A 26,790-nucleotide genomic window follows, 5' to 3' on the forward strand; every position below is an offset into this window, starting at 1 on the left:
TGTACCATACTCCAATCGCCAAACTGTAGGATTGACTATCGGGGATTGATAACAATTTCAGACTTAGTATTCTCTGCTTGATAAGCGGCTTCCATTAACACGGTTAGATCAAGAGCAAGCGCAAGGTTTTCATCTGTCCCTCTATCCGTTTGGATGTGGTCAACCCACTGTGAAAATGGAGAAGGTTTATCCGTTGGTATCCTAACTTCTTCCCATTTCTCCGAAACTTTTTTGATGAGCTTTTTATCAGGTATGCCGTAGACAGCTGACCCTTTTGTGCCGTGTATTTCAATGGTAAACGGAGAGTGAGCCGTTACAAAACCCGTTTCTGCTACTCCATAAGAGCCATTCTCATACCCGAATGTTACAATCGCCTGATCCTCTACTTCTTTCTTCGTTAAATATCCGAATTGAGCTGTAACTCGTTCAGGCATACCTAGAAATAGTCTCGTTAAGTACACTGGGTGACAACCAAGGTCAATTAAGGCTCCCCCCTGACACTCCTCTTTGTTATAGAAATGGTTTGGAAGCCAATCAGCAGTCGCTCCATTATGAGCAAGTCGCACGCGCGTCTGCGTCAGTTCTCCTAGCTCCCCTGATTCAATTAAGTTTTGAACCGCTTCCGTATAGCCATCATAAACGCGTGGCAATGAAACAAATAACTTTACTCCAGATTTTTTCACCGCATTCAGTATTAGGATCGCTTCTTCTTCAGTAGACGCCAGAACTTTTTCGGTAAAAATATGCTTCCCTGCTTGAGCTGCTTGTACCATTACTTCTTTATGACGATTTGTCGGTGAACTAACCACAACTGCCTCTATTTCTTGTCTGTTCAGAAGATCTTCTAAATCACTTATGTACTCAACTTCTCTCATTTGAGCTTCTTTTCTTCCACGCTCTTCATTCTCGTCCCAGATCGCTGCAATTTCCACATCAGGATGAATCCGCGCTTCTTCTGCATAATCTTTTGCATGGACGTGCCAGAAACTAATCATTCCAATCTTCATTTTTGTAACCGCCTCCATAGTTGGCCTAAACCAAATTTGTCTATAATTGTAATGCAGTTTGCATCGATCAAGCAATCAAAGTGCCATATCGAAAAAAATATTCCATTCGTACAAATTAATTGTTTATGTTATAATAGTAGATGTGCTATAATTTATAAATTTGGGGGTGGGCGCTTGTTTGAGGTAGGCGATAAGATTTTTTATCCCATGTACGGTGCAGGTATAGTCGAAGCAATCGAGGAAAAAGAAATACTGGGTGAAACTCAGATCTATTATATTCTTAATATGCCTTTTCGTGACATTCAGGTGATGATTCCAAAAGGAAAGACGGAAAACCTGAAAATCCGTGAAGTGTCTGACGTCAACACGATGGACGAAGTACTTACTTCTTTTAACGAAGAAGTTGACGTTGAAGAGCCCAGTGCAAATAGAAACCAGCGTTACAGGGATAATATGAACAAGCTTAAAACAGGAGACATCCACAACCATGTGGAAGTAATCCGTGAGCTCGTTGCCCTAAACAAGAAACGACCACTCGGAACTGACGATAAAAAACTACTGGAAAACGCCCAGCAGTTTCTCATAAGCGAGATCGTTTTGACAAAAGATGTTGAGTTAGATCAAGCAACTGTTATCTTAAAAGAAGCGATTAAACATTAATTCTAGCTATATAAAGGGACAGCCAAATGAGGCTGTCCCTTTTTTGTATAGCTGAAGGCGTTGCACTTACGCTTTAGCTCCATCTAGCCCCAACACACCAGGACCTCGGCCACTTCACCTTTCAACCTGAACACAAAAACCGTGTTCATTTTGAAGGCTTCCAGTGCCTGCCGGGTCTAAGCGTGGCACATACGCTTTAGTTTTTCCCCAAAGTTTTGTTTTGGAAGTTGGCTATGGCTGTGTATTCTTCGGTTAGTTTTCTTGAGATTCTGATGTAGATTGGGAGTAGTTCTGAGTAGATTTGGACGTTTTCTTTTTTTGGTTCATGGCTAAATGTATCTCCTACTAGATCTGAGACGATGCTTAGGGAGTCGATTTCGCCGAGCGCTTTTTTACCGAGAACGATGGCACCGAGGCAAGAGCTTTCATAGCTTTCTGGAACGGTTACTTCTTGGTTAAAGATGTCGGCCATCATTTGTCTCCATAGAGCTGATCGAGCAAATCCACCTGTTGCTTTGATTTGCTTCGGTTCACCAATTAGCTCTTCAAGTGCAAGCAGGACACTGTACAAGTTATAAATAACTCCTTCAAGTACTGCACGGATCATGTGCTCTTTTTTGTGATGCATGGCAAGTCCGAAGAAACTTCCGCGCGCATCTGAATTCCATAATGGAGCACGTTCGCCCGCAAGATATGGATGGAAAAGAAGACCGTCAGAGCCCGGGTTTACCTGTTCGGCAATTCGCGTAAGTATTTCATACGTATCAATACCAAGACGTTTCGCCGTTTCTGTTTCAGATGCTGCAAATTGATCGCGTACCCAGCGGAATGTAATCCCACCGTTATTGACAGGACCACCTACAACCCATTTATCTTCCGTAAGTGCGTAGCAGAAAATGCGGCCTTTTGGATCTGTCACGGGACGGTCAGTGACAGCTCTAATGGCTCCGCTTGTCCCGATTGTGACAGCTACAACCCCTGGCTCAATCGCATTCACTCCAAGGTTTGATAAGACACCATCACTTGCTCCAATAATGAAGTTAGTTGAAGAAGTAAGTCCCGTCTCTTCAATATACGGTGCTTTTAACCCTGACATCATATGCGTGGTTGAAACGGGCTTCGATAATTGTTCCGCTGTAATACCAGCGATTTTTAACGCTTCCTCATCCCAATTAAGTTGCTCTAGATTAAATAAGCCTGTTGCTGAGGCGATTGAATAGTCAATCACGTATTCATGGAAAAAGCGATAGAAAACGTATTCTTTAATTGAAATGAACTTTGCAACTGATTGAAATAATTCATTTTCATCATTTTTAAGCCAAACGAGCTTCGAGAGCGGAGACATTGGATGAATAGGGGTTCCTGTTCGGCGATAAATTTCATGTCCATCCATGTCATTTTTTATTTTCTCAGCCCACTGTGCACTTCGGTTGTCTGCCCAAGTGATGCATTTGGTAAGCGGCTTTCCGTTTTCATCTACTCCAATTAAACTATGCATGGCTGAGCTAAATGAAACAAATTTCACTTGCTCCCCACGTAACTGGTTATCCTGAATGACCGTCCGAATCGACTCTACAACAGCTAGTAGAATTTGCTCTGGGTCCTGTTCGGCCGTCGCGGGTGTTGGTGTAAAGAGTGGGTACTCCACATTATGTTTTGAAACAGGCTGACCGTCATCATTAAATAGAACGGCTTTTGTACTCGTTGTCCCGATATCGACACCAATCATAAATTGCTCTTTCATTGTCATAAGCCATTCCTCCTACTTGATAGATCTTCCACTTTTTTATTATACTCACGCTAAAAAAGTTGTCTTAAAAACAACTGTAAGCGCGTTCAAATAACACAAACCAGTAGTCATTAAACTATCAGGAAGCATGTTTACGTCAACATGCTTCCCACATCTATCTATTTAATTGCTTTTTTCAGTTGCGTGACCGCCGAATTCATTACGAAGAGCTGCAACGACTTTACCAGTGAACGTATCGTCTTCTAATGAACGATAGCGCATCATTAGGGAAAGCGCGATAACAGGAGTTGCTGTTTGGAGATCAAGAGCTGTCTCTACTGTCCATTTCCCTTCACCTGATGAGTTCATCACACCACGAATTTCATCAAGATTAGCGTCTTTTGAGAAAGCCTGCTCGGTTAATTCCATTAACCAAGAACGAATAACAGAACCGTTATTCCATACGCGTGCCACTTTTTCGTAGTCAAAATCGTACTCACTTTTACTTAGTAAATCAAAACCTTCGGCAATGGACTGCATCATGCCATATTCTACGCCATTATGAACCATTTTCAAGAAGTGACCGCTACCGGACTCGCCAGTATACAGGTAACCATCTTCAACGCAAATGTCTTTAAATAATGGCTCGATGGTTTCAAACACAGTGCTATCTCCACCGATCATCGTACAAGCGCCATTGCGTGCACCTGACTTCCCACCGCTTGTGCCTACATCAAAGAAATAAATGCCTTTTTCTAAAAGCATTTCGCCTCTGCGCTTTGAATCCTTATAGTGGGAATTCCCGCCATCAATGATGATATCACCATGGTCGAGAAGCCCCGACAATTCAGTTGTAACAGCTTCAGTGATATCGCCTGAAGGAACCATCATCCAAAGAATACGTGGTGATTCGAGTGATGCTACCACTTCTTTAAGAGAGTGCTTTCCTGTAAAGCCCTCTTCATTCATTTTCTGAACCTGCTCATCATTTGCATCGTGTACGATCACGTTGTGTTCATGATCACGTAAGTTTAAAGCAAGGTTGTATCCCATTTTGCCAAGACCAATTAATCCGACGTTCATATGAAAAACTCCTTATACGAATGAAATATTTTTTCTTATACACTAATTATACATTAAATATTTTTTGTTTCAATTGGTTGAGCGGAATCTATTTTCATCTTAATTGTAATCGGTTACAATGATAAAATCAGGAGTGATAGAGAGGAGAATGAACATGTCCGATACGGAAACCCGTCATTGCCTTCCAAGAATCCGTTCTTCTTATTCGCAATTTAGCGAAAAAGAACGACAGGTGGCGGATTATATATTGAACAATTCGAATAAGATCATCCACAGCACAATTAATCAGGTTGCAGAAGATTTGAACGTAGCTGATGCAACTGTTTTTCGTTTTTGTAAGCGAATCGGTTTCAAAGGCTTTCAAGCGATGAAAATTGCCCTGGCTGCAGAAATTGTTAATCCGATTCAGGATATTCATGAAACCATCACAGAAACGGACTCCCCGAAAGAGGTTGCGCAAAAGGTGCTTCGATCAAACATTCGAACGCTAGAGGACACGTACCACATATTGGATGATGCGACGATTGATCAGGCCGTTCAAATTTTATTAAAAGCGACGCATATTGAATTTTACGGAAATGGTGGTTCTGGAATTATTGCGATGGACGCACAGCATAAGTTTATTCGAACAGGATTACGCTCAACGTCATATAGCGATGCACATTTGCAAATCATGTCAGCCTCTCAGCTATCAAGTAGTGATGTGGCCGTCTTGATTTCTCATTCTGGTACGAATAAAGATATGCTTCGCGTAGCTGACATCGCACGTGAAACTGGGGCAACCACGATCGCTATCACGAATCTGGCTACCTCGCCACTAAGTAAAAAAGTTGATATTCCTCTCTATACCGTTTCACAAGAAACAGACTTTCGCTCTGAAGCGCTCGCATCTAGGATTGCACAGCTAAGTCTCGTTGATGCACTTTATGTAAATATTATGATTGCACGAAAAGAAAAATCAAAGCACTCCCTGCAACTTATGCGTGAAGCCATCTCTTCAAAGCGAATTTAACTTAAACGACTACCGCTGATCCTGGCGGTTTTTTTATTTGAATGTTCCTTACTTCCAATAAAAACAAAGCACTTCGTAAGACAAATTAAGAATCGTCGTGCTAAACTGTAAGAGTTAGAATTACAGTAAGTGTACAGAAGGAGGAATACAATGACTTCAAATCGAAAAATGCTACAAGCTTATACGCTACCTTCCGGGGTAGAATTAAAAAACCGTGTCATGCTTGCTCCAATGACCAATTTCTTATCAAATGATGACGGCACTGTTTCCGCACAGGAGCTTGCTTATTATGAAAAGCGCTCTGGCGGTGTAGGTGCAGTTATTACCGCTTGTGCAAATGTGCTTCCACACGGAAAAGGCTTCGCTGGTGAAATTGGAGCGAACCGCGATGAACAGATTCCAGGTCTCAAAAAATTAGCAGACACTATTCACTCTGAAGGTGCAAAAGCCATTCTACAAATCTTCCATGGCGGAAGAATGTGTCCTCCAGAGCTCGTTCCAGATGAAGAAATCCTTAGCGCAAGTGCTATCCCGGCTGAGCGTGAAGGTTCGAAAACACCTCGTGCTATGACAGAAGATGAAATTCAAGAAACCATTCAAGCTTTCGGTGAAGCAACGCGAAGAGCAATTGAAGCGGGGTTTGATGGAGTAGAACTTCATGGTGCAAATACGTACCTTCTTCAACAGTTCTTTTCTCCTCATTCAAACCGAAGAGAAGATTCATGGGGTGGAAGCCTTGAAAATCGCATGAAATTCCCATTAGCTGTCTTAGAATCTGTCCAAGCAGCAATCAAAAAACACGCTAGTGGTGCTTTCGTTCTTGGTTATCGCATCTCACCTGAAGAACGTGAAAATCCTGGCATCACAATGGACGATACTCTTCAGCTTGTAGATGTTCTTGCCACACGCAATCTGGATTATGTTCACGTTTCACTATCCGATTTCTATCAAGGTTCGATGCGTGAGGAAGACCCTACACCACGCATGGAAATCATCAAAGAACGAATTGGTCACATCGTTCCCGTCATCGGTGTCGGCTCTCTTCATACTCCAGATGAAGTAGAAAAAGCACTTGATACAGGCGTACCTCTCATTGCCCTTGGTCGCGAAATGATCATGGAACCGAACTGGGTAGAGAAAGTCCAAAATGGAGACGAAGAAAACATTCGTGTAACGTTACGGAAAGATGCTCAGCAAGAACTCGTTTTACCTGATCCGCTTTGGAACGCGATATTCAGCGTGCCTGGCTGGTTCCCAATCGAAGAATAAAATGAATAAAGCCCCCGCAATTTTTTTGCAGGGGCTTTATTCATTTCAATACAGGGCGCAGATCCTCTAGCTTTTCAAACAAATGCCAAACAAAATCATCGACACCTAACTCACGATGTGGATGCAAATCTTCAAGATCAGGATCATTCACATAGTTGTAAATGCCCTCTTTCGATTCCCATTCAACGAGCATCATCACCTGCCTCGGCGCAATGTCCCCTTCTGGAGAGGAATCGAGCTTCCCGATAGCCACAACTTTTCCCCCGTATTGACGTAGCGGTTCTTCTGCCCTTCTAGCATATTCAGCATATTCTTCCCCGTCTTTTACATTAAATAGATTCAGTGCGTACAGTGCCATGCTTCTCCCTCCCACTCTTTGTTTTACTAACTGTTATTGGGATCCCATTTAAAACGGCGGTTCCGGAGACAGCATCACGCCTTTTTTCATCGCTTAATAGATTGGTATTCACGCCTTTGTTATCCTTTGCTACCGCCATTTTCACACCGCTAAGATCATGCCCATAGCCATGGGGAATGCTTCCTACTCCAGGCATAATGTCGTTTGTGAGCTCCACAATGACTTCAATACGCCCTACTTCTGATTCCACAACAGCGACATCGCCATCTTGAATCTTAAGCCTCTCTCCGTCTGTTGGGTTAAGCCACAATGTACACCGATCTTTTCCTTTCATAAGCACAGGTAAGTTATGCATCCATGAATTATTTGACCGTAAATTTCTTCGACCAATTAAGAGCATATCGGATTTGTTCGTCTCGTTCTTAAGTCTTGTTACGTCATCAACAATCAATTCAGGAGCGAGCTCGATCTTCCCTGTATGCGTGAGCAGTACTTCTGGAATCCGTGATTTTAACGCTCCCAAATCAATGCCATGTGGGTTCTCTTCAAGCTTCTTTAGACTTAAACCATCCTGTTGTTTAAAATGGTCTCCGTAAGGCCCAGAACGGAGCATATAATCAAGCATTCGTTCTGGACCTTTTCGTCCTTCTAACGCTTCCGATATTTCCTTTGGGTTGCGACCATAAATGGGTGAGCGATCATTTTTAATGTCTTTTTTGATAAGATAGTGTATCGATGCATCATCTAATTTGTTTACTGCATCTTGATGTGGTTCTTCCTCTCCAACTAATGCTGCAAGCTTGAGAAGAATTTCCCACTCATCAAGCTGACCTTCATTCTTCTCAAAAACGGGTGGCGAGTAGTGAGAAATATTACGAACTGAAAGCTGGTAAAAGGAAAGGTCATAGTGTGAGCGTTCAAGGGGTGTTGGTGCCGGAAAGATGACGTTTGCGTTTCTTGTCGTTTCATTTATATAACAGTCAACACTTACCATAAAATCAAGATTTTCCATCGCGTTTTGTAATCGCTTACTATTTGGAGTTGATAAAACAGGGTTACCCGCAACCGTGACGAATGCTCGAATTTGCCCTTCACCAGGGGTATCCATTTCTTCTGCAAGACACGCAACAGGAAGTTCACCTAGTACTTCAGGCATACGACTAACCCTGCTTCTAAAACGATCAAAACGATAACCTTTCTTAGACATTTTTCCACCGGCAGCAGGCGTTGTGAACATGACGCCGCCTTCACGATCCAAATTACCTGTCACATAATTTATCACGTCAATTAACCAGCTATTTACTGTTCCGAATGCCTGCGTACATGTCCCCATTCGTCCATACACAGAAGCGCACGTGGCAGAAGAAATGTCTCTTGCGATCGTACGAATCGTTTCTGCATCAAGACCGCATACGGCTGCCATTTTTTCAGGAGGGAAATCGTTTGCCAGTTTCTTTACTTCCGAAAGGCCGTTTACATGCTGAGCAAGATGCGTTTCCTTCGTTAACCCTTCATCAAATAAGGTGTAAAGGATACTAAATAAGAAATACCCATCTGTGCCAGGTTTAATAAAATGATGGTCATCCGCCAGTTTAGCGGTAGCTGTACGAACTGGATCAACAACAACCAGACGCCCACCTCTGTCCTGTAAAGCTTTCAGTCTCCCACGCATGTTAGGTCCCGTCATTAAACTTCCATTTGAAACGATCGGGTTCGCGCCAATAACTAGAAAATACTGCGTCCGATCAATATCTGGGATCGGTATGCTAAAGTCGCTTCCGTACATAAACTCTGCTGCTAACTGTTTGGGAATTTGGTCAACTGTGCTGGCAGAGTATTGATTACGGCTTCCAAGTGCACGAAGAAACAGAGGCAAATAGAGCATGCCTGATAGGTTGTGCACATTTGGATTTCCAAGATAGACGCCCACAGCATCTCGTCCGTGCATTTCAATCACACTACGAAGGCCTTTTCTTACTTCCTTAAAAGCTTCTTCATAGCTCACTGTAAACCATTCCGCGCCTTTTCGTATCATAGGCTTTCTTATCCGGTCTTTATCGTGATGCAATTCCTTTAAACTAAACCCTTTTGGACATAAATACCCTTTGCTAAAAGGATCTTGCTTATCTCCTTCAATATGCGTAACTTCTCCATTAACAGTGTGGATTTCTAACCCACACGTCGCTTCGCAAAGTGGACAGGTGCGATAGTGAACGTCCTCCTTAACCGAATCCATCATAGAAACCTCCTTTATACAATTAAAAATACCAACTGGTCAGTATTTTAAGTTTACTGAAAATTCCATTATTATTCAAGGAAAAGAAAAAGCCTGCTCAGCTATAGAATCCACTTTTTTCGTAGTGCGTTTGCAACCGCTTCTGCACGATGGTTCGCATTTAACTTTCGAATCGCTGAACTCATATAATCTCGAGCTGTAAAATCACTTATATTAAGATGCTGAGCCATTTCTTTCGTACTATAACCATCAGCAGCATACTGAAGCACTTCGGTTTCACGTTTACTTAAAGGACTAGGGATTGTTGGAGTTGTTGGGAGCAAGTATGCGAGTGCGTGTTGAAAATACATCATCACTTCTTCAATAAGACCTTGATGAATCGTCACTCCTTCTTCTCTCTCGTCAAGAAGGACACAACCAATTGCAATACGTTCAATGCTTAGAGGAATAATTAAGACTGATGTTAAATCGTACGCTTCGATGTATTCTTCGGGGAAAAGCTGATGATGCTGATCCATCATTAAAAAAGCCGGTTTGTTCATAAGAAGGGCACGTTGAATGGGCGGTATCCGCCTGACGTCTTCACGAATAGCATTCATAGAGAAGACGCCATGGCGATCCACGCGAAGGATTCCTTCTCCTATACTAGTAAAGTAGGAAAAAGTGAACATGCTCGCACGCATGAATGGAAAATGAGCAAGGCATTGCTGAATCATGACTTCACAACGGTGGATTGGATCTTTGATCGAAAGCATTCGATGAAAAGAGCGCACCCACGCTTCCTCATGCATCGACATAATTCCCCCCTATCTTTTCAGGAATATAACCTTTGGATATCATTCGTTACACTAGTTATGTAAGCGCTTTCTAAGATCGCTCTTTTATTATAGAAGGTGCTCATTGAAATCGCAAGGAAAGGCGGTCTATTATGCGAAAGGAAATGATCACAACAAGTGTGCGTGGGCTTAAAGAAGATTCACTACCATTTCGACTCTATCAAAAAGCTAAGAAATTTGGCGGATGGGACCCAAGGGAGATCGATTTTACTCAAGATTTGAAAGACTGGCAGTTTCTTACCGGTGATCAGCAGGAAGAAATTCTAAGACTCGTATCTCAATTTCAAGCTGGTGAAGAAGCCGTAACGCTTGATCTTCTTCCTTTAATCATGGTGATCGCAAAAGAAGGAAGATTGGAAGAAGAGATGTATTTAACAACCTTTCTGTACGAAGAGGCCAAACATACGGAATTTTTTCGATTTTTTCTAAATGAGATTGGTCAAACTGGCGACCTTTCACGTTTTCACTCTGACACCTATCGCACCATTTTTTACTCGATCTTGCCGGATGCGATGGAAAAGCTACAGCACGATCATTCACCTGAAGCATTAGCGGAAGCATCTACCGTCTACAACATGTTTGTAGAAGGTGTTCTTGCTGAAACCGGCTATTTCTCTTTCTACGAATCTCTTGCAAAAGCAAATGTGATGCCAGGATTAATGAAAGGCATCGGTTTACTTAAACGAGATGAATCGCGTCATATTGGCTACGGAACATTTCTGCTACAGCGACTGATTGCTGAACACCCCCACCTCTTTGACTTTGTTCAAAACAAAATGAATCAACTCGCTCCTCTTGCCGCACAGCTTACACAAGAAGGAATCGGAGGAAGAACACATAGTGCATTCGGAAATACCCTTGATGCGACTATGGCTTTTTCAATGAAACAACTTTCTGTTCGTATGGATATTCTGGCACGTGCAAAAGGAAAAAGTATGAATGAAATTTATCGCACTACCGAATCAGATGTTGGCGTTCTTTAAAGTAAAGGAGGAAAAAAGATGTCAGTTAACGTAGAAATCAAATCATTTCCCCTCTTCATCAATGGTGAGTGGACTCCCTCGAGAGGAGGAACGCTGTTTGATGTGACGAACCCTGCAACAGGCGATGTGATTGCGAAAGTAACAGGTGGTACAGCTGAAGATGTTGATCAAGCTGTTGAAGCAGCTACTCAAGCTTTTGAAAGGGAAGAATGGCGGGAGATGCCTCCGAAAGAGCGGTCTAAATTGTTGTATACCATCGCTCAGAAAATCATGGAAAACGGAGAAGAGCTTGTCGCGTTAGAAGCACTTTCATCAGGCGGCACAGTAAGAAGGCTTGCTTCAAATGACATTATTCAAATGGTCGACCTTTTCCAAACGCTCGGCAAATTCGTGCTCGACTATACGTATTCAGAAACCCTCCCTTCTCCACCCTTTCCTGGCCCTGCCCATAACTTTATTTGGCGTGAACCAATTGGCGTATGTGCGGCCATTACGCCCTGGAACATGCCAATGCTGATTGCAACGTGGAAGATCGCACCAGCACTTGCGATGGGAAACACCATTGTCATTAAGCCTGCTAGCTACACGCCGCTTACTACGCTCCGCCTTGCAGAAATTATTTCTGAAGTTGTGCCTAAGGGCGTTATCAATGTTGTGACAGGTAGCGGGAAAGACGTTGGTGAACCTCTAGCAACACACCCTAAAGTCGACAAAATTGCCTTCACCGGGTCCACAGAAGTCGGCCGTCATATTATGAGCCTTGCTTCTGACACAGTAAAAAACACAACGCTCGAGCTCGGCGGAAAATCACCTTCTATCATTCTTGAAGACGCTGATCTATCGCTTGCTCTGCCGGGTAGTCTGTTCGGCGTATTTCTTCATTCAGGCCAGCTTTGTGAAAGCGGCACGAGATTATTTGTTCCAGATCAATTGTATGATCAAGTAATCGATGGTCTTAAAGAACTATCTGAAAAGCTTGTGCTTGGTAACCCGATTGACCAAGCAACAGATATGGGACCAGTCGTTTCTGCCACGCAAAAAGAAGCCATTTTATCGTATATCGAGAAAGGAAAGCAGGAAGGTGCTCGTCTCATTTGCGGAGGTCACGAGGTAAATGTGAAAGGCTGTGAGAAAGGCCATTTTATCGCTCCGACGATTTTTGCTGATGTGACAAATGATATGACCATTGCTCGAGAAGAAATTTTCGGACCCGTGCTTTCCGTCATTCGCTATAGTGACGTTGATGATGCGATTCAAATGGCGAATGATACGATTTATGGTCTTGCAGCGGGGGTTTGGACAACTGATGTGAATAAAGCCTATAAAGTTGTTCGCAAACTGCGTGCAGGCATTGTTTGGATTAATGACTGGCATATGCTAAGGAATGATGCGCCATTTGGAGGATACAAACAAAGCGGGATTGGTAGAGAAATGGGCAAGCATTGCCTTGATGCTTATACGCAGGTAAAACATGTGCATACATCTATGGTTCCAGAAGCTGAGCGGAGATCGTGGTACAGTCTTCTCTTTTCAAATCCATCTAAATAAAGGAGGCCGAAACGTATGTCTTTAACCTATTCACAATATATGCTTCGAACCGCCATTCACAGTGGCGCCGGCACTCGCGCACTCGTTCCAGACCTTTTCAGAGGACTTGAGGCGAAGCGAGTGGTTCTCTTTAGTGACCGTGGGCTTGAGCAGGCAGGCATTATTGAAAAAATCAAAGAAATTTTTGAGCTAACACCACATGGGACAGGTCCAGAACTTGCAGGAGTTTATCTTGATATTCATCAAGATGCTGGTAGCAATGATGTGAACGCTGCGCTTAAATTCGCTAGAGAAGTGAGTGCAGATGGGCTCCTCGCTGTTGGTGGCGGAAGCGTAATGGACACCGTAAAAGGAGTTAAATATGCCCTTCATCACGGCTTAACCGATATTAAAGAAGCGATCCCAGGTGGACTGCTTTATTTATCATGGCCAGAAGCGACCTATATGCCAATCCCTCATATTTCCATTCCGACGACAGCCGGGACAGGATCCGAAGTATCGCCGATTGCCGTAATCTATAACGAAGAAATAAAGATGAAGACAAATATCATTCATCCTTTCATTAATGCGGACATGGCCATTTTAGATCCCGAACTAACAACCGGTTTACCGGCTAAAATCACTGCATTTACTGGATTTGACGCCTTAACTCATGCCATTGAAGCGCTGGCCTCACCAACTGCTACTGCTCTAACAGATGCATATGCACTACAGTCGATACGCCTCATCGAATCCCATCTTCCCACCGCAGTGAAACATGGAGAAAATCTTCATGCGCGCATGGAAATGTTGCAGGCGAGTATGATGGGAATTACGGCATTTAGCTTTGCCCTTAATGCTATTCCCGTGCACAATTTCGCACATGCATACGGTGCCCTATTTCGTATTCCGCATGGTCTCGCCAATGCTGTTTTCTTACCCGTTGTGATGGAAGCACTTCCAGATCTTTACCTTCCGAAAAGTAAAGAGCTTGCTGAAGCTCTGCATTTAGAGACATCTGGAAAAGAGAAACAGACGCTATTAACAGCGGTAATTGAAAAAATTCGAAATATGCAGCAGGACATTGGACTCCCTGCTAATTTTAAGGACTATTCAATTCCCCCTGAAGCATTAGAGACAACTGTTGTGGCCGTTAAAATGGATCCAGCCGCTCTCAACTATCCGCTTCCTCCAGAAGTGATTAAAGCCGTTGGAGAACGAGTCATTCATGCTAAGAAAGTAACAGTATAAGGAAAAGCACCGTGAGGGTTTCCCTCACGGTGCTTTTTTTAGTAAGCAAGCCCAATTGATTCTCGAATATAAAGATGATTGCTTACCGTTTGAAGCAGAAAAGAAGCCACATCTTCTCGTGATATTCGGCGTCCACCTTTTGGTACTCCCGTTCGCGCCTTTCGATATTCCCCCGTCAATTCATCATTCGTTAATCCCATCGGCCGAGCGATTGTCCATTCTACTTCACTTGCATGAAGTAGATCAGCCGCCCTTCTGTGATCAGCCAAAACGTTTTGCAACAGCTTACCTGCAATGAACCCTGTTACACCCGGAATTTCTTTGTTAATTCCTGCGGAAGCCATATACACAATGCGATTCACATCATGTATACTCATCGCATCGAGAATATTCGCGGTCATCGTCGAAAGTTCCGTTGTTTTTCCAAGTCCACTTGCCCCAAGGCAAGAAACAACCGCGTCGACATCAGAAGACATGGCCTGCTTCACATCAGCCGATTGCATTGCATCGCCAATTTCAACTAACAAATTCTTATGAGACGTTTCAAGCTTTGAAGGTGTTCGAACAAATGCTGTTACAGTATGCCCTGCTGCAATGGCCTGCCTGATAAATGCATTCCCAGTACCGCCAGTCGCTCCGAATACGAGTAGCTTCATTGTATTGACCTCTCCCCTTCTCATGCGTTATATCTCTTTTATCCCTTTTTGTAAGGAATGTGAACCACCTTGCTACTTTACTTTTTTAATGAAAACGACTTTTAGATAATTCCCTTCTCTAAATTCTTTAATCGTTCGAAAATCTTCGGGAAGGGTAAATTCTTCTAGAAGCTGATAACGTCCATTCGTTTCTTTAAAAGCTTGATCAACGAATCCTTTAAATTTTTTCATATCATAACCGCTATAGTTTGTTGAAGCGACGATGATCCCATTATCTTCTGTAATGGAAATCGCATCTTTTAAAAGATCTTTATAGTCTTTTGCTGCGCTAAACGTATGTTTCTTAGAACGTGCAAAGCTTGGAGGATCAAGAATCACCATATCGAACGATAAATTCTTTTTCACAGCATATTTAAAGTACTTAAACACATCCATGACAAGGATGTTCTGTTCTTCATAATCAATTCCATTCACGCTGAATTGCTCGATTGTTTTATTTAAGCTTCGATTGGCAAGATCAACGCTTGTCGTGTGAACCGCTCCACCTTCAACAGCAAAAACGGAGAATGCGCCCGTATAAGAGAACGTATTTAGCACCGTTTTTCCCTTCGCATATTTATCTCGAATTAATTTACGAACCGGACGCTGATCAAGAAAAACGCCTACCATTGCTCCTTCATTTAGATACACGGCAAAGTTCACATCGTTTTCTTTGACAATCAGTGGAAACTCCCCGCGTTCACCTGCGACAAAATCATCATCTTCCACATACTGCCCTTTAGCATCAAAGCGCTTTTTCTCATAAATGCCTTTATAATCCACGAGCTGCTTCAACGCTCCAATGACAGCATGCTTAAATGAATAGACACCCTCGCTATACCAGTTAATGAGGTAGTATCCATCAAAATAATCAATCGTTAAACCTCCAAGACCATCTCCTTCGCCATTCACAATGCGAAAAGCAGTTGTCGTCGGATCGTTAAAAAAGGATTTGCGGTGTTGAAGCGCTGTTTGAATTTTTCTAACAAAAAAATCCAGATCGATTTTTTCGTTTTCATTTTGCGATAGGACCCAACCAAAACCTTTGTTTTGTCGTCCATAATAGCCTTTTGCAAGAAATTGCCCCTTCTCATCTTCTAGCCTAAGAATAACCCCTTCTTCTTTTAGGTTATCTGCATTCACGATCGCTTCTTTAAAAATAAGGGGATAGCCTTTTTCGAATTTTTTCTGATGCTTTGCTTGCACCTGCACGCTTCGTTCGTTCCTCATCGTGTCATCCTAACTTTTCATGTTTTTTAATCTGCTTGCATTATATCACGTATTCTTTCTCCTCCATAAGTGAGTATTCCCAGGTGGATAAATCAATACATCCGTTCAAAAACTAAGGATGAAAGGTGGTGAACCATCATGAAAACAAAATCAGGAACAGATATCGAGGAGGTAAAACGCCTTAACGCAAATTCTGGCCTCAGCTATAATCAAGTCAAAGAACAATTAGCTAAAAAAATGATGAAGAAAAACAATGAGCTTCATTGAAACCTTGAAATGAGACGAATCACGTCTTTATCGTTTACAATAAGCTGGTGCTTTACTAACGCATCAGGAGGGTTTAAATGAACGAAAAAGCAACTTCAAGCTATTTCAAAACCATTCTTCTTCTAAGTGTGGCTGTCTGGCTTGTAGTCATGAATACAACTATGTTTAATGTAGCACTACCTAACGTATTAACTGAGTTTAATCTCTCACCTGCTGATGGCGCCTGGATCGTATCAGGTTACTCAATCATTCTCGCGATTTTTACGATTACGTACACGCGCTTATCGGATTACCTTCCGATCAGACGGCTGCTAATTGCAGGGATTGTTATATTTGGAATAGGATCTGTTCTTGGTTTCTTTGCTACAACATTCCCTCTTCTTCTTGCTGCACGCCTTTTACAAGCGACAGGTGCAGCAGCCATACCAGGATTATCGATGGTATTCGCAGGACGGTTTATTCCATTTGCAAGACGTGGAAGAGCAATGGCGATGATTGCCTCTGCCTCATCACTTGGTTTTGGTCTTGGTCCGGTTGTAGGCGGAGTTGTAACGGAGTATCTTAATTGGAATTACTTATTTACCGTAACGTTATTTGTCGTTTTGCTTATTCCGATTCTCTTTCGTCGTCTTCCTGAAGAAGAAGTCCGTAAAGGAACCTTTGATATTGTAGGTGGAATCTTAACTGGAGCCACCGTTACAAGCTTCTTACTCTATATTTCAACATTTAACTGGTTATTTTTAGCGATCGGGATCATTGTAGGTGGACTGCTTTGGCTTCGAATCACTCGAACAAAGGCTCCTTTTATTCAGCCATCTCTTTTCAAAAACAAAGGATACCGAAAACTTCTGTATATGAGCTATCTTGGCTTCACGACACACTTTGCCATCTTATTGTTAATGCCGCTCATGCTTCAGAACGTTTACGAGAAAGGTCCATCTGTTGTTGGGTATATTATCTTCCCTGGAGCTATGCTTTCTGCTGTTGCTGCCATCTATGTTGGCAGACTGCTCGATCGCTATGGGAACATGAAAGTTATTTACCTTGCTCACGGACTGCTTCTCATTTCAACCGTGCTTTTCTATTTCCTTTCTCCACTTAATGAGTACATGATTATGATTGGCTATATGTTCACAAGTTTCGGTTTCTCTAGTCTTTCTTCAAGTACGACAAATGAAGTATCACGCATTCTCCCTTCCGAAGAAATCGCGACTGGTATTGGCATGAAGCAACTCATTCAATTTGTCGGCAGCGCTTCGGGATCTGTAGCCGGAGGAATACTCTTAGAGCTAAACGGATTAACCTACAGCACACAATCCTTTCAGCTCACGTATGCCTTCTTGTTCGTCTTAATGGCTCTATCAGCAGTCATTCTGATTGTTTATGCAAGAAAAGCAAAATCGTAAATTAGTGGTAAAACAGAAAACAATATGACCCACATAAAAACCCACCCTAAAACACGAGGGTGGGTTTTCATTCGACAAAAAGCGCGAGTGCCTGTCACCTCAAGCCCCTCTGCCATGTAAGCGGAACAATAAACAGTAGAAGCGCGAGATAAAACCATATACCAAATGGAACATTTGTTACGACAAAGTGAAGGCCTCCAAATACAGGAATTAAAAGCGCAAAAGGAATCGTCTTCCAGCCATCACTCTGCCCTGCAGACTCGAAAGGCTGTGAGAAAGGAAGCTTTCCTTTCAACATTCGAAAGCAAATGACGCTGTAGATCACAGCGATTAAGAGTACGATAACCAAGTCTGGTATGATCCGCATCCCAAATAAAATACCATACAAAATACTAATCACACCAAATACTGGGGCAAACAGACGGATTAGGAAGGCTTTTAACGTACCTTTAATGATCACTCCCTCACCTTGCAGGGGTGTAACGTGATAAATCCACGAGCCTTTGCTCTTGCTAGAATATTGAAGCATAATCACAATGCCTGGAATCATCATCATGCTCGCATAAATGGTTAAATACATTCGCCCAGAAGTGATGCTATCTAAAGATCCACCAGCAGAGTATCCATTGTAAAGAAAAACAAAAGGAAAGATGATGGCAAAGCCTAACGAAGGATAGATTTTAAGCTTTAAATCACGCTCATTTTTCAACATTCTTTCTGCAAATTGATAAAAAGCATGTTCTTCTTTACTCGTTGTTAGAAGAGAAGCCAGACGGTTCATTCCTTTCGTCGTTTTCTTTTTCGACGGTCCTGCTTGATCCATTAATTTCAGTAGATTTTTTTCAAAGGTAGGTAATAGCGAAAGGTAAATCCATAAAGCGATTAAAGGAACTAGAAGTGCTAAAGCCATAAAAACATAATAATAAGCTCCGCTAGCACCATTTAAAATAACGGCAAATGGCGCTCCAAACCAGACCGGCGGCAATAACACGTTCCACCATGCTGCTTCAAAGCTTGACTGTAATCCTTGAAATTCAAAGGCACGTGCAAGTACTTGGTAACCTATAACAATTGTAAAGGAAAGTCCTATTTGCACATAGTTAATGACGTCTCGCAAACGTTCTCCACCAAAAAATTTTAGAATCACATAATAGAGTAACGCAGTGATGGCCACAATGAACAAGTCGCTAAACAAAACCGTTACACTAAATAGTAATGCAAAGATAACACCAAACTGAACAAAGCCAACGACGAGAGGAACACTCACAATCGCTGCTGTTAAAAAGAACAAATAGACGGTCACATGGATCGCACGTGCAGCACTAATGGTCCTGTGATCAACTGGCCTTGTCCCTATTACCGTCTGATCACGAACGTCCAATAGTACAGATGAGAAATCGGAAATCATTGCCGTCATTATTAAAAACATTAACACTCCAAAAATCAAACTCATCTTAAACATAAAATTATCGCCAATAAACAAAATGGGGATTAACGTTAATCCAATGAAAGCATAAAACCAGAGCGATTTCAGAAACTGGTTTGAATCCTGCTTTTTCTCCCCGCCCCTATTTTGACTCATAATCGTGGTAGGTCGCCTACCATCCATCGTCAGCTTTACCTGGAGAATACGCCTCATTGTCGGATAATCAATCTCAAATCGCTCAAATATCACTCGAAACAAATCTAGTATTTTTAACGTAGTAAAATTCTTCATCTATGATCACGCTGAACGATCTGCACAAAATCCTCTGCAAGATTTTGGTGCTCATTAAATCCTGTCAACTGATTGAAAATTTCCTCTAAAGACCCTTCTTTGTTTTTCTGACGAAGCTGTTCAAAGCTTCCATCCGCTACGATTTTGCCATCGTTTAAGAGAAGGATGCGACTGCTGATTTTTTGAACAACCTCCATAATGTGAGAAGAATAAAAAATCGTTTTCCCCTGTGATGAAAGTTGTGCAAGAATTTCCTTAAACACCATGACACTGTTCGCATCTAGCCCATTAATTGGTTCATCTAGGAACAGAATATCAGGATCATGCAGCAAGCTCGAAATCAATAAAACCTTCTGTTTCATTCCTTTTGAGTAAGAAGAAATGCGCGAATCATAAACATCTTCAAGGTTAAATACACCCATAAGTAATCGCGCTTTGTAATCGGCTGAATCCGCGGTTAAGCCATAAAGCTCTCCTGTAAACGTTAAATATTCTCTCGCAGTTAAATTATCATAAAGGTCCGCAGATTCTGGTACGTACCCTATTCTTTTCTTGTATGCTACCCCACTTTCCTTAATGTTCTGGCCAAAAATTTCTACTTCTCCCGAATATGACGCTTCTAGTCCAAGCATGATTTTAACCGTCGTGCTTTTTCCCGCTCCATTCGGACCTATGTAACCAATGATTTGCCCCTCATATACGTCAAGATCAATATCATCGAGAACAAGTTTCTCACCATACCATTTTGTTAATCCTTTTAAAGAAAGTATCTTGCCCGGTCCGTGGTCCATGAAATCCCCTCCGTGTGTAAGCTTCTACTTCTTTCTACGAAACTTACAAAAAAAGGTTTCACTCTAAATAGGAGCTTCAAAGAAAAGACGATGCTCCCTCGCCTAACCTCTTCTTATTGGTTCTCTTTACCTAATAACGAATTTGCCTTCTCTGTCAGCGCATAGCCTTTTGAAAGCTTTTCGAGCATGCCATCCTTCTCAATCGATTTGATTGCTTTCACAACGTGTTTTTCTTCCCAGTCGTTCAGCAAACCATAGTTTTCATCCTCATGCAATCCTTGCATTCGCAGGGCATTTGTTGTTTGTCCAGTTAATACTTTCGACATCACATGTAGCGGCTGATTCTCATGCATCGAAATGAACTGAAGTACACCTTTTAGTTCCCCGAAAGTGAGCACATTTCCCTTTATCGTTACATACTTCTCCTCATTTCTTGGACTGTGCGTACTTAGCAAGATTAGGTTGTCTAAATAAGCACGTACACGCGTAAACTCCGTTTCATTCACAATAGGCAAAATCACTCTCGGTTTAAAAGGTTCAATGGTATCCGTAGAGATTTTTGAAAGCCATAGTAGCGGAGAACCTTCTCTCTTTTCAGGGAGACTTACCTTTCTTAACTGCTCATATAAAGTCACTGTATTCGGCGACTCGTCTATTTCTAATCTACTTTTGAGGTCCAGCACATCGTTATAAAGGTCTACAACTGGTTCAAACGACGAGAGTGCTTTTGCTACCTCATCAATCTTTTCAACTAAGCGAGGTGTTTTTTCTACCATTTCATTAAATTGACGTTCAATTGTGGCAATACGTTTCTGCGCACGTTCCATATTGATCTCTTCTCTTAGACGCACCCGCTCTTCCGATACGTTATAATAAACCGAAAATCTGCACGAATCACAACAATATTCAATCTCCGAGCTCGCAGCGTGAAAAATCATTTGTTTTTCATGTGAGCAAATGCTATCGCCCCTCCATAACCACGCATCAGGAATTTCCCGATACGGTCGCATGACAATCTCTACACGGTGTCGCCAAAAAGAAAGGTCTTCAGGAGAGTTTAACAAAGAAATGAACGGAGAATGATTGATTTTTTCTACTGCTTGAACAACTTCTTCCTTTTCTTTTGCGAGTTGAATAAAAGGATGGCGTTGAAAACCATCAACAATTCGTTTTTCCCAATCATGTCGAGTCTGTTTGGCGACATCAGCACAAAACAAATAATCGCGAAGCACCTGATCGAGATGATGATCAAGCTCTTCCGTTGAAAGATTTATGTATGATTCACGATAGGTGGAAGAGCTATGAATTGGTATACCGTGCATCGGCGAGAAAGATTGCCAGATTAATTGCTCAGGTTTAATCAAATGTGGGTATATTTCATCTTCTTTATTTAAAGGAATCGGTAATACAGCCTCGGTATCTTGTTTGAGAAATGTCTGCAATTTCTTGCGTTCTTCCCTAGTAAAAGCATCCATTTTTCGTTTCACATGATCATGAAGGCGATGTAGCAATCCTTTTTGTACTTTTTGTCCCACTGATCGAATTCGTTTGTTCTTCTTTCCCATTGGCACAAAAGCAAACATTGGATAAGCGTCAAAATGGTACGTATGTTGTTCCAAAGACATGATGCAAAACCTTCTTTCTACCTTCCAGTTGATTATCCATCAGTATAAGCCTAAGCTCACATTTCAAACAACCATTCGACATCTAAAAAACACATTCAGAATGGGGATACTTTTGTACGACATAGGGTATATAAAAAGAAAATCGAAGTTAGGGAGCAAGTCCTATGAAGAAACGGTCATGGTACAGAAGAAAGCGTTGGATTTTATTCAGTATTGTTATTCTCATTTACGTCTCCGTTATTACATATCATCGTTGTAAGCCTTTACCAGAAGGAATTTCTTATGCAAGCGAGGTTCATGAATTAAGCAGTGATGAAATCGAATTCCTGTATGATTTAACGTACGATAAAAATGACAAAGAAGTGTATGACCATAGTATCTTTGACGAAGTCAACAAAACGATTAAAGAAGCGGATGAATTTCTCATTTTAGACCTCTTCTTATTTAATGGATATACAGATGGAAAACGTGATTATCCGAAAATTAGCGAAGAATTGTCAAAAGCTGTTGTTGAAACGATGGAAAAGAAACCTGACCTAAATGTGATTCTAATAAGTGATGAAGTGAATACAACGTACGGATCTCATGAAGCAAAACAAATCAAGAAAATTGAAGAAATGGGGGCGGAAGTCATTTTTACAGATTTAGAACGACTTCGCGACCCTAGTTTGTTTTATTCAGGGGTATGGAGAATGGCGTTTTCCTGGTTCGGACAAGATGGAAAAGGATGGCTTCCAAATCCAATGGCTCCTTCTGCACCGAAAGTGACGGCACGGTCCTACCTGGAACTCTTAAATGTAAAAGCTAATCATAGAAAAACGGTTATCACAGAAGATGCAGGAATGATCATGTCTGCCAATCCACATGATGCGAGTGGTTTTCATTCAAATATCGCTTTCAAGGTGAAAGGTACAATTTTAAATGAGCTCATCAAATCAGAGAAGGCTGTTGCCGCGTACTCTGGAGGGAATGTGTCAAAATTCCCGGACAAATCGATCTCTGATACAAAAGTTACCGACGATGTGAAAGCGCAAATCGTAACCGAGAGTAAAATTCAAGATAGCGTTGTAACCGCGATTGATGATGCAAAGGAAGACGACCTTATTTATATTGGCATGTTCTACCTTGCTGATCGAGATATTATTGATGCTATCGTTGATGCGACGGAACGATCAGTTGACGTAAGGCTGATACTCGATCCTAACCAAAATGCCTTCGGACAACAAAAAATGGGGTTGCCTAATTTACCTATTACTGCGGAGCTGACGAAACAGGGAAATAAGCACCTCTCAATCCGCTGGTACGATACGAACAAAGAACAGTTTCATACAAAACTCCTTTATGTAAAAGGAAAGGAACAAAGTACGATTGTCGGTGGATCAGGTAACTATACCTCTCGAAACATGGACGATTATAACATGGAAACTAATATCCATTTAAAGGCTTCAAACAACCAGAAAGTGATGGAAGACGTTGATCGCTATTTTGAAAGAATGTGGACGAACGAAGATGGTACGTATACAGTCGATTACGAAAAATATCAGAATTCCCTGTCTTCTTATAAGTATATCATGTACATCTTACAGAAATTATTCCAGGTAACAACCTATTAAACCTAACTAAAAAAACCCCGATCCCGGGGTTTTTCTTTACCTAGTTCTTCGTTTATTTCGCATTTTTTTCACAATCGGATAAATAATCGGACCGTATTTCATCGCTTTTTTAATCAGGTTTCTCATAAAAAGATACCCTCCTCTGTTACTTAGGACTATTCCCGTTTTCGTATGACATAAACGAAAAAAATTAAAGGGATTTCATGTTATGTAGTAGAAATAGCAACTAAGCTTAAAACTAGGAGGAAAATCCCTTTTATGATCAAACAAGTGAGCCAGATTGCGATTCCCGTGAAAAAAATGGAACGAGCTGTTCAGTTTTACAAGGAAATGCTGGAGCTACAGTTATTATTTGAAACTGATCACATGGCCTTTTTTGATTGTAATGGACTGCGTCTTCTTCTTAGCCTTCCGGATAAAGAAAAATTTGCTCACGCTAGCTCTATTGTTTATTTTGAAGTGAGGAACATCGAAAAAAGTTATGAGCGATTTAAAAAAGATGGCGTGCTGTTTAGTAGTAAGCCTCATTTAGTTGCAAAAATGGATGATACTGAAACCTGGATGGCTTTTTTCGAGGATAGTGAGCAAAATACGCATGCCATTATGAGTGAGATTTCTACGAAGTAAAGAAAGGATGCCAGGTGGCATCCTTTCTTTACTGTCATTAATCTTCGTCTTTTACATCAGGATCTTCTGGAATTGGCTCATTCGCTTCCTCTTCTAACCTTAGCTTCATTTTTTCAAGCTGTTCAAAGTGAGTATTAAACTGCTCTTTATATAACAAATGCTGCTCACCATCAAAAATGGTACGAACGCGGTTTTCACGAATGAGCGTTTCAATATAAGATTCAGGGAGAGATAAATATTCTGCGGTCTCTTTAATCGTGAGGTACATACCGTGGCCTCCAATGTCATTATTTACGTCTTAAGTCTTAGTTCATTTACTGCTCTAGTTTCTACTTTAATGATCTCAACTACTATAAGATTACCATAGAGCATATACGGGAGGGAACGACATGAAAAGTGGATTTTATGTCATTGTTGGTTTGCTAGCTGTTGGCGCCGTACTATTAATTCTATATGAAAACACCTCACTTTTTGTAGGAGGAAGCGATGAGAATAGCATCAAAGTGACGGAGAGAACGGAGGAAATTAACATAATCACACACAGTAGTGATATGAAAATCGTTCCTGAAGCTCGAAATGATGTAAAAGCAGCATTGAACGGGAACGGAGAATTATCTTTACGTAAACAAGGGGATACGATTGAAGTAGAAGTGAAGCAGAAATGGTATCAATTTTTCAATTTTAATGGAGAATCAGATGTCAGTGTCTACTTACCCGCAGACTTTAATCAAAACCTTAAGCTTGAAGTGGGTTCAGGAAATGTTGAATTAAAAGGAGCTAGTTCTCTCGTTTTAAATGAGGTCGATATTGAGATGAGCTCTGGAGATGTTGAACTTTCTAACTTGCAAACGAAAAGCTTTAAACATGATGGATCATCAGGACGACTGATCATTGATCAGCTCTCAACTGAAAATGGAAGCTTTGATATTAGTTCTGGTGACGTGATCCTAACGAAATATTCGGGACCACTAAAAGGAGAAATGTCATCGGGTGAAATGAAGGTTCAAATGGAACAGTTATCTGGAGATGTATCGTTTGATTTAAGTTCAGGCGATGTAGAACTAGACCTTCCCGATGATGCTAATTTCACACTCGCTACAGAAGCAAGCAGTGGTGATATCTCTACAACTTTCACGTTAAAAGATCAAACGATAACGAACAATCAAATTTTTGGTGTCCATGGTAGCGGAGAACACCAGGTAAAGGTTTCGCTTTCAAGCGGAAACGCTCGCGTGTATTAAATCGAAAAGGATAGTTTGACTAACGAAACCTCTTCCATTATTGCCGGGGGAATGATTGGCAGAAGAATGCGGGAAACCAAGTAATACGGCTCACACTCAAAAAGCTCTCCACGACGGAGAGCTTTTTAACTAGGAATGAGGTTTATTTTCAAGTAGAGGTATACGTGATTTATATTTCTTAATTAATGTTTGATTCCACTCATCTGATCCATCTACATTCCCACTTTTAAATACAGGAGGATGAATTCCTCGTTCAATTAACTGCTGAATGGCTTCTACTGTAATGCCGTTCATAACGGCCATCCCGAGTATTGTTGAAGTCGAACCAAATGAGATTTGATTCTTCTCATTATGCATCGTCGCATCGCCTGATGGAACTTGATGATCAATCACCAGATCAACCACTTCATACAAATACTTTCCTGAATGATGCCTGGAAGTTTGCCCAATTGAAGCTTTTCGCGAAGTCACTCCAATTACATATGCTCCTCTTTCTTTGCTAAGAAGAGCTACATCGATTGGAACTGGATTACGCCCTGACGTCGATACAACAATAACGACGTCTCCTCGTTGGATATCTTGATGAGCCATAAACTCTTTGGCCAGGTCATTGGTTCTTTCTAACGCAGAAGAACGCAACCCACCCCTATGAAGCATTAGGTCTTCAATTAAAATGGGACGAATTGGAGCAAGTCCTCCTGCACGATAGAAAACTTCTTCTGCCATCATATGCGAGTGACCACAGCCAAAAACATGGACGATTTGTCCGTTTTCTATACTCGTTGCGACAGCAGAACTAGCTCGCTTTATGGCGCTTACTTCTTGTTCTTCAATGACTTGAAGTGCTTGATTAATGTGATTGAAGTATTCGCTAAACAAGCGGCATCCTCCTTTAACGTTTCAGTGTAATCATAAATTTATAACGATCTGCTCGATACGAAGACTTTACAACTTCTAGTGGTGTTTCGTCAGCAAGTTTCGTATTCCGCTGAATGAGCAGGATCGGTGCACCCTTTTGAATATTGAGGTACTCGGCCTCTTGCTGTGTCGCTACAGACGACTCAAGCACCTGGGTAGCCTCATCGATCTTGATCGCGAGCTGATTTTCAATGTGATGATACAAAGAATGTTGAACAGTTTCTTCTGTTAGTCCTTTGACGAGGTTCGCTGAGATGTACGTCTTCTCGAGAGCCATCGGAATGCCATCTGCAAGTCTAATCCGTTTTATTTCGTATACCGGCGCGTGTTCTTGTATTTTTAACTGCTGCGAAATGTAGGAAGGAGCTGGTACGATTTCAAATCCAACAAGTTTACTGCTAGGCTCCATGCCTCGAGATCTCATATCTTCAGTAAAACTGGTTAACCCCATCAACTGCTGCTCAATTTTTTTCTCGGCTACAAAAGTTCCTACGCCTTTTTGGCGATAAAGGTACCCGCCGTTCACAAGCTCTGTAATCGCCTGTCTTACCGTCATACGACTAATGCTAAACCGTTCAGCATACTCTCGCTCTGAGGGCAATGAATCACCTGGCTTTAATTCGCCACGTTCAATTAGCCCTTTTATCCACTCCACTAACTGATAATAAATCGGTAATGGGGATGTCTTATCAATCATCGAACAAACTCC

25 protein-coding genes are annotated in these 26,790 nt (G+C 41.6%); 11 read left to right on the forward strand and 14 right to left on the reverse strand.

The genetic code is table 11. The features are described 5' to 3' along the window. Positions 1 to 35: 35 nt before the first annotated feature. The gene (locus tag LCL91_RS17750) at positions 36 to 1,007 is read right to left on the reverse strand and encodes a Gfo/Idh/MocA family protein (protein WP_224884293.1); all 972 of its coding nucleotides are present in this window, start codon (positions 1,005 to 1,007) and stop codon (positions 36 to 38) included. A 174-nt stretch (positions 1,008 to 1,181) separates the two neighbouring features. Between LCL91_RS17750 and LCL91_RS17755 the strand changes: the two genes are divergently transcribed. Then, positions 1,182 to 1,667: a CarD family transcriptional regulator gene (locus LCL91_RS17755; protein WP_224884295.1), complete on the forward strand. Its 486-nt coding sequence runs from the start codon at positions 1,182 to 1,184 to the stop codon at positions 1,665 to 1,667. Between the two features lie 196 nt (positions 1,668 to 1,863). Here the strand turns inward: LCL91_RS17755 and gntK are convergent, their stop codons facing one another. Both gntK and gnd read right to left on the reverse strand, forming a co-directional pair. Then, a complete protein-coding gene (gene gntK, locus LCL91_RS17760; RefSeq protein ID WP_224884405.1) occupies positions 1,864 to 3,396 on the reverse strand; it encodes a gluconokinase in 1,533 nt (510 codons plus the stop codon). Between the two features lie 183 nt (positions 3,397 to 3,579). Further along, the gene (gene gnd, locus LCL91_RS17765) at positions 3,580 to 4,479 is read right to left on the reverse strand and encodes a phosphogluconate dehydrogenase (NAD(+)-dependent, decarboxylating) (protein WP_224884298.1); all 900 of its coding nucleotides are present in this window, start codon (positions 4,477 to 4,479) and stop codon (positions 3,580 to 3,582) included. A 154-nt stretch (positions 4,480 to 4,633) separates the two neighbouring features. Between gnd and LCL91_RS17770 the strand changes: the two genes are divergently transcribed. Together LCL91_RS17770 and LCL91_RS17775 are read left to right on the forward strand one after the other, a co-directional pair. After that, the gene (locus tag LCL91_RS17770; RefSeq protein WP_224884300.1) at positions 4,634 to 5,491 is read left to right on the forward strand and encodes a MurR/RpiR family transcriptional regulator; all 858 of its coding nucleotides are present in this window, start codon (positions 4,634 to 4,636) and stop codon (positions 5,489 to 5,491) included. Positions 5,492 to 5,641: 150 nt separating this feature from the next. Further along, complete coding sequence (locus LCL91_RS17775; protein WP_224884301.1) at positions 5,642 to 6,760, forward strand: NADH-dependent flavin oxidoreductase; 1,119 nt, start codon at positions 5,642 to 5,644, stop codon at positions 6,758 to 6,760. 40 nt (positions 6,761 to 6,800) lie between these two features. On the opposite strand, the gene LCL91_RS17780 is transcribed toward LCL91_RS17775, so the two are convergent. The 3 genes from LCL91_RS17780 to LCL91_RS17790 form a co-directional block, all read right to left on the reverse strand. Further along, positions 6,801 to 7,118 (reverse strand): DUF1330 domain-containing protein, encoded by a 318-nt coding sequence (locus LCL91_RS17780; protein WP_160918363.1) that lies wholly within the window; start codon positions 7,116 to 7,118, stop codon positions 6,801 to 6,803. Beyond that, positions 7,090 to 9,354: a molybdopterin-dependent oxidoreductase gene (locus LCL91_RS17785; protein ID WP_224884303.1), complete on the reverse strand. Its 2,265-nt coding sequence runs from the start codon at positions 9,352 to 9,354 to the stop codon at positions 7,090 to 7,092. The genes LCL91_RS17780 and LCL91_RS17785 overlap by 29 nt, the downstream gene beginning before the upstream one ends. A 101-nt stretch (positions 9,355 to 9,455) precedes the next feature. Beyond that, positions 9,456 to 10,151, reverse strand: a complete 696-nt coding sequence (locus LCL91_RS17790; protein ID WP_224884305.1) for a helix-turn-helix transcriptional regulator — start codon at positions 10,149 to 10,151, stop codon at positions 9,456 to 9,458. Between the two features lie 131 nt (positions 10,152 to 10,282). On the opposite strand from LCL91_RS17790, the gene LCL91_RS17795 reads away from it, so the two are divergent. From LCL91_RS17795 to LCL91_RS17805, 3 genes are read left to right on the forward strand one after another with little or no spacing between them, the layout of a single operon-like run. Next, on the forward strand, positions 10,283 to 11,173 hold the full coding sequence (locus LCL91_RS17795; RefSeq protein ID WP_224884307.1) for a R2-like ligand-binding oxidase: 891 nt from the start codon (positions 10,283 to 10,285) through the stop codon (positions 11,171 to 11,173). 18 nt (positions 11,174 to 11,191) lie between these two features. Beyond that, entirely contained in the window at positions 11,192 to 12,721 is a 1,530-nt protein-coding gene (locus tag LCL91_RS17800; protein WP_224884309.1) for an aldehyde dehydrogenase family protein, read from the forward strand. Positions 12,722 to 12,736: 15 nt separating this feature from the next. Continuing rightward, positions 12,737 to 13,951, forward strand: a complete 1,215-nt coding sequence (locus LCL91_RS17805; RefSeq protein WP_224884311.1) for an iron-containing alcohol dehydrogenase — start codon at positions 12,737 to 12,739, stop codon at positions 13,949 to 13,951. A 38-nt stretch (positions 13,952 to 13,989) separates the two neighbouring features. Here the strand turns inward: LCL91_RS17805 and LCL91_RS17810 are convergent, their stop codons facing one another. After that, positions 13,990 to 14,607, reverse strand: a complete 618-nt coding sequence (locus tag LCL91_RS17810; RefSeq protein WP_224884313.1) for an NAD(P)-dependent oxidoreductase — start codon at positions 14,605 to 14,607, stop codon at positions 13,990 to 13,992. Between the two features lie 72 nt (positions 14,608 to 14,679). Beyond that, complete coding sequence (locus LCL91_RS17815; RefSeq protein WP_224884315.1) at positions 14,680 to 15,876, reverse strand: class I SAM-dependent rRNA methyltransferase; 1,197 nt, start codon at positions 15,874 to 15,876, stop codon at positions 14,680 to 14,682. A gap of 138 nt (positions 15,877 to 16,014) precedes the next feature. Between LCL91_RS17815 and LCL91_RS22080 the strand changes: the two genes are divergently transcribed. Then, complete coding sequence (locus LCL91_RS22080) at positions 16,015 to 16,143, forward strand: hypothetical protein (RefSeq protein WP_255461918.1); 129 nt, start codon at positions 16,015 to 16,017, stop codon at positions 16,141 to 16,143. A 77-nt stretch (positions 16,144 to 16,220) separates the two neighbouring features. Next, on the forward strand, positions 16,221 to 17,549 hold the full coding sequence (locus tag LCL91_RS17820; protein WP_224884317.1) for an MFS transporter: 1,329 nt from the start codon (positions 16,221 to 16,223) through the stop codon (positions 17,547 to 17,549). A gap of 94 nt (positions 17,550 to 17,643) precedes the next feature. Here LCL91_RS17820 and LCL91_RS17825 read toward each other — a convergent pair whose 3' ends face one another. From LCL91_RS17825 to LCL91_RS17835, 3 genes are all read right to left on the reverse strand, one after another. After that, positions 17,644 to 19,266, reverse strand: coding sequence for a hypothetical protein (locus LCL91_RS17825; RefSeq protein WP_224884319.1), 1,623 nt, complete (start codon positions 19,264 to 19,266; stop codon positions 17,644 to 17,646). Then, positions 19,263 to 20,057 carry an ABC transporter ATP-binding protein gene (locus tag LCL91_RS17830; protein WP_224884322.1) on the reverse strand — a complete coding sequence of 265 codons (795 nt, stop codon included), beginning with the start codon at positions 20,055 to 20,057 and terminating at the stop codon, positions 19,263 to 19,265. Before LCL91_RS17830 ends, LCL91_RS17825 begins: the two co-directional genes overlap by 4 nt. 113 nt (positions 20,058 to 20,170) lie before the next feature. Next, positions 20,171 to 21,682: an RQC-minor-2 family DNA-binding protein gene (locus LCL91_RS17835; RefSeq protein WP_224884324.1), complete on the reverse strand. Its 1,512-nt coding sequence runs from the start codon at positions 21,680 to 21,682 to the stop codon at positions 20,171 to 20,173. Positions 21,683 to 21,846: 164 nt separating this feature from the next. On the opposite strand from LCL91_RS17835, the gene LCL91_RS17840 reads away from it, so the two are divergent. Continuing rightward, the gene (locus LCL91_RS17840) at positions 21,847 to 23,295 is read left to right on the forward strand and encodes a phospholipase D family protein (RefSeq protein ID WP_224884326.1); all 1,449 of its coding nucleotides are present in this window, start codon (positions 21,847 to 21,849) and stop codon (positions 23,293 to 23,295) included. A 258-nt stretch (positions 23,296 to 23,553) separates the two neighbouring features. Continuing rightward, on the forward strand, positions 23,554 to 23,922 hold the full coding sequence (locus LCL91_RS17845) for a VOC family protein (RefSeq protein WP_224884328.1): 369 nt from the start codon (positions 23,554 to 23,556) through the stop codon (positions 23,920 to 23,922). A gap of 37 nt (positions 23,923 to 23,959) precedes the next feature. On the opposite strand, the gene LCL91_RS17850 is transcribed toward LCL91_RS17845, so the two are convergent. Continuing rightward, positions 23,960 to 24,190 carry an excisionase family DNA-binding protein gene (locus LCL91_RS17850; protein ID WP_098445581.1) on the reverse strand — a complete coding sequence of 77 codons (231 nt, stop codon included), beginning with the start codon at positions 24,188 to 24,190 and terminating at the stop codon, positions 23,960 to 23,962. Between the two features lie 121 nt (positions 24,191 to 24,311). Here LCL91_RS17850 and liaG point away from each other — a divergent pair, with 121 nt between their 5' ends. Continuing rightward, positions 24,312 to 25,163, forward strand: coding sequence for a LiaG family protein (gene liaG, locus LCL91_RS17855; protein ID WP_224884330.1), 852 nt, complete (start codon positions 24,312 to 24,314; stop codon positions 25,161 to 25,163). 129 nt (positions 25,164 to 25,292) lie between these two features. On the opposite strand, the gene LCL91_RS17860 is transcribed toward liaG, so the two are convergent. Continuing rightward, positions 25,293 to 26,042: an SIS domain-containing protein gene (locus LCL91_RS17860; RefSeq protein WP_224884333.1), complete on the reverse strand. Its 750-nt coding sequence runs from the start codon at positions 26,040 to 26,042 to the stop codon at positions 25,293 to 25,295. A 13-nt stretch (positions 26,043 to 26,055) separates the two neighbouring features. Beyond that, positions 26,056 to 26,778, reverse strand: coding sequence for a GntR family transcriptional regulator (locus LCL91_RS17865; RefSeq protein ID WP_165998971.1), 723 nt, complete (start codon positions 26,776 to 26,778; stop codon positions 26,056 to 26,058). Between the last annotated feature and the right edge of the window lie 12 nt (positions 26,779 to 26,790).

The sequence above is a fragment of the Guptibacillus hwajinpoensis genome, assembly GCF_020171785.1.
Lineage (GTDB): Bacteria > Bacillota > Bacilli > Bacillales > Guptibacillaceae > Guptibacillus > Guptibacillus sedimenti.

Bases quoted from the DNA above. Each gene is read 5' to 3' on its own strand.
- LCL91_RS22080 (WP_255461918.1), top strand. From the start codon at position 16,015: ATGAAAACAAAATCAGGAACAGATATCGAGGAGGTAAAACGCCTTAAC.
- gntK (WP_224884405.1), bottom strand. From the start codon at position 3,396: ATGATTGGTGTCGATATCGGGACAACGAGTACAAAAGCCGTTCTATTT.
- LCL91_RS17800 (WP_224884309.1), top strand. From the start codon at position 11,192: ATGTCAGTTAACGTAGAAATCAAATCATTTCCCCTCTTCATCAATGGT.
- LCL91_RS17790 (WP_224884305.1), bottom strand. From the start codon at position 10,151: ATGTCGATGCATGAGGAAGCGTGGGTGCGCTCTTTTCATCGAATGCTT.
- LCL91_RS17825 (WP_224884319.1), bottom strand. From the start codon at position 19,266: ATGAAGAATTTTACTACGTTAAAAATACTAGATTTGTTTCGAGTGATA.
- LCL91_RS17835 (WP_224884324.1), bottom strand. From the start codon at position 21,682: ATGTCTTTGGAACAACATACGTACCATTTTGACGCTTATCCAATGTTT.
- LCL91_RS17750 (WP_224884293.1), bottom strand. From the start codon at position 1,007: ATGAAGATTGGAATGATTAGTTTCTGGCACGTCCATGCAAAAGATTAT.
- LCL91_RS17815 (WP_224884315.1), bottom strand. From the start codon at position 15,876: ATGAGGAACGAACGAAGCGTGCAGGTGCAAGCAAAGCATCAGAAAAAA.
- liaG (WP_224884330.1), top strand. From the start codon at position 24,312: ATGAAAAGTGGATTTTATGTCATTGTTGGTTTGCTAGCTGTTGGCGCC.
- LCL91_RS17785 (WP_224884303.1), bottom strand. From the start codon at position 9,354: ATGGATTCGGTTAAGGAGGACGTTCACTATCGCACCTGTCCACTTTGC.
- LCL91_RS17830 (WP_224884322.1), bottom strand. From the start codon at position 20,057: ATGGACCACGGACCGGGCAAGATACTTTCTTTAAAAGGATTAACAAAA.
- LCL91_RS17850 (WP_098445581.1), bottom strand. From the start codon at position 24,190: ATGTACCTCACGATTAAAGAGACCGCAGAATATTTATCTCTCCCTGAA.
- LCL91_RS17770 (WP_224884300.1), top strand. From the start codon at position 4,634: ATGTCCGATACGGAAACCCGTCATTGCCTTCCAAGAATCCGTTCTTCT.
- LCL91_RS17865 (WP_165998971.1), bottom strand. From the start codon at position 26,778: ATGATTGATAAGACATCCCCATTACCGATTTATTATCAGTTAGTGGAG.
- LCL91_RS17805 (WP_224884311.1), top strand. From the start codon at position 12,737: ATGTCTTTAACCTATTCACAATATATGCTTCGAACCGCCATTCACAGT.
- LCL91_RS17775 (WP_224884301.1), top strand. From the start codon at position 5,642: ATGACTTCAAATCGAAAAATGCTACAAGCTTATACGCTACCTTCCGGG.
- LCL91_RS17845 (WP_224884328.1), top strand. From the start codon at position 23,554: ATGATCAAACAAGTGAGCCAGATTGCGATTCCCGTGAAAAAAATGGAA.
- LCL91_RS17840 (WP_224884326.1), top strand. From the start codon at position 21,847: ATGAAGAAACGGTCATGGTACAGAAGAAAGCGTTGGATTTTATTCAGT.
- LCL91_RS17810 (WP_224884313.1), bottom strand. From the start codon at position 14,607: ATGAAGCTACTCGTATTCGGAGCGACTGGCGGTACTGGGAATGCATTT.
- LCL91_RS17820 (WP_224884317.1), top strand. From the start codon at position 16,221: ATGAACGAAAAAGCAACTTCAAGCTATTTCAAAACCATTCTTCTTCTA.
- gnd (WP_224884298.1), bottom strand. From the start codon at position 4,479: ATGAACGTCGGATTAATTGGTCTTGGCAAAATGGGATACAACCTTGCT.
- LCL91_RS17780 (WP_160918363.1), bottom strand. From the start codon at position 7,118: ATGGCACTGTACGCACTGAATCTATTTAATGTAAAAGACGGGGAAGAA.
- LCL91_RS17795 (WP_224884307.1), top strand. From the start codon at position 10,283: ATGCGAAAGGAAATGATCACAACAAGTGTGCGTGGGCTTAAAGAAGAT.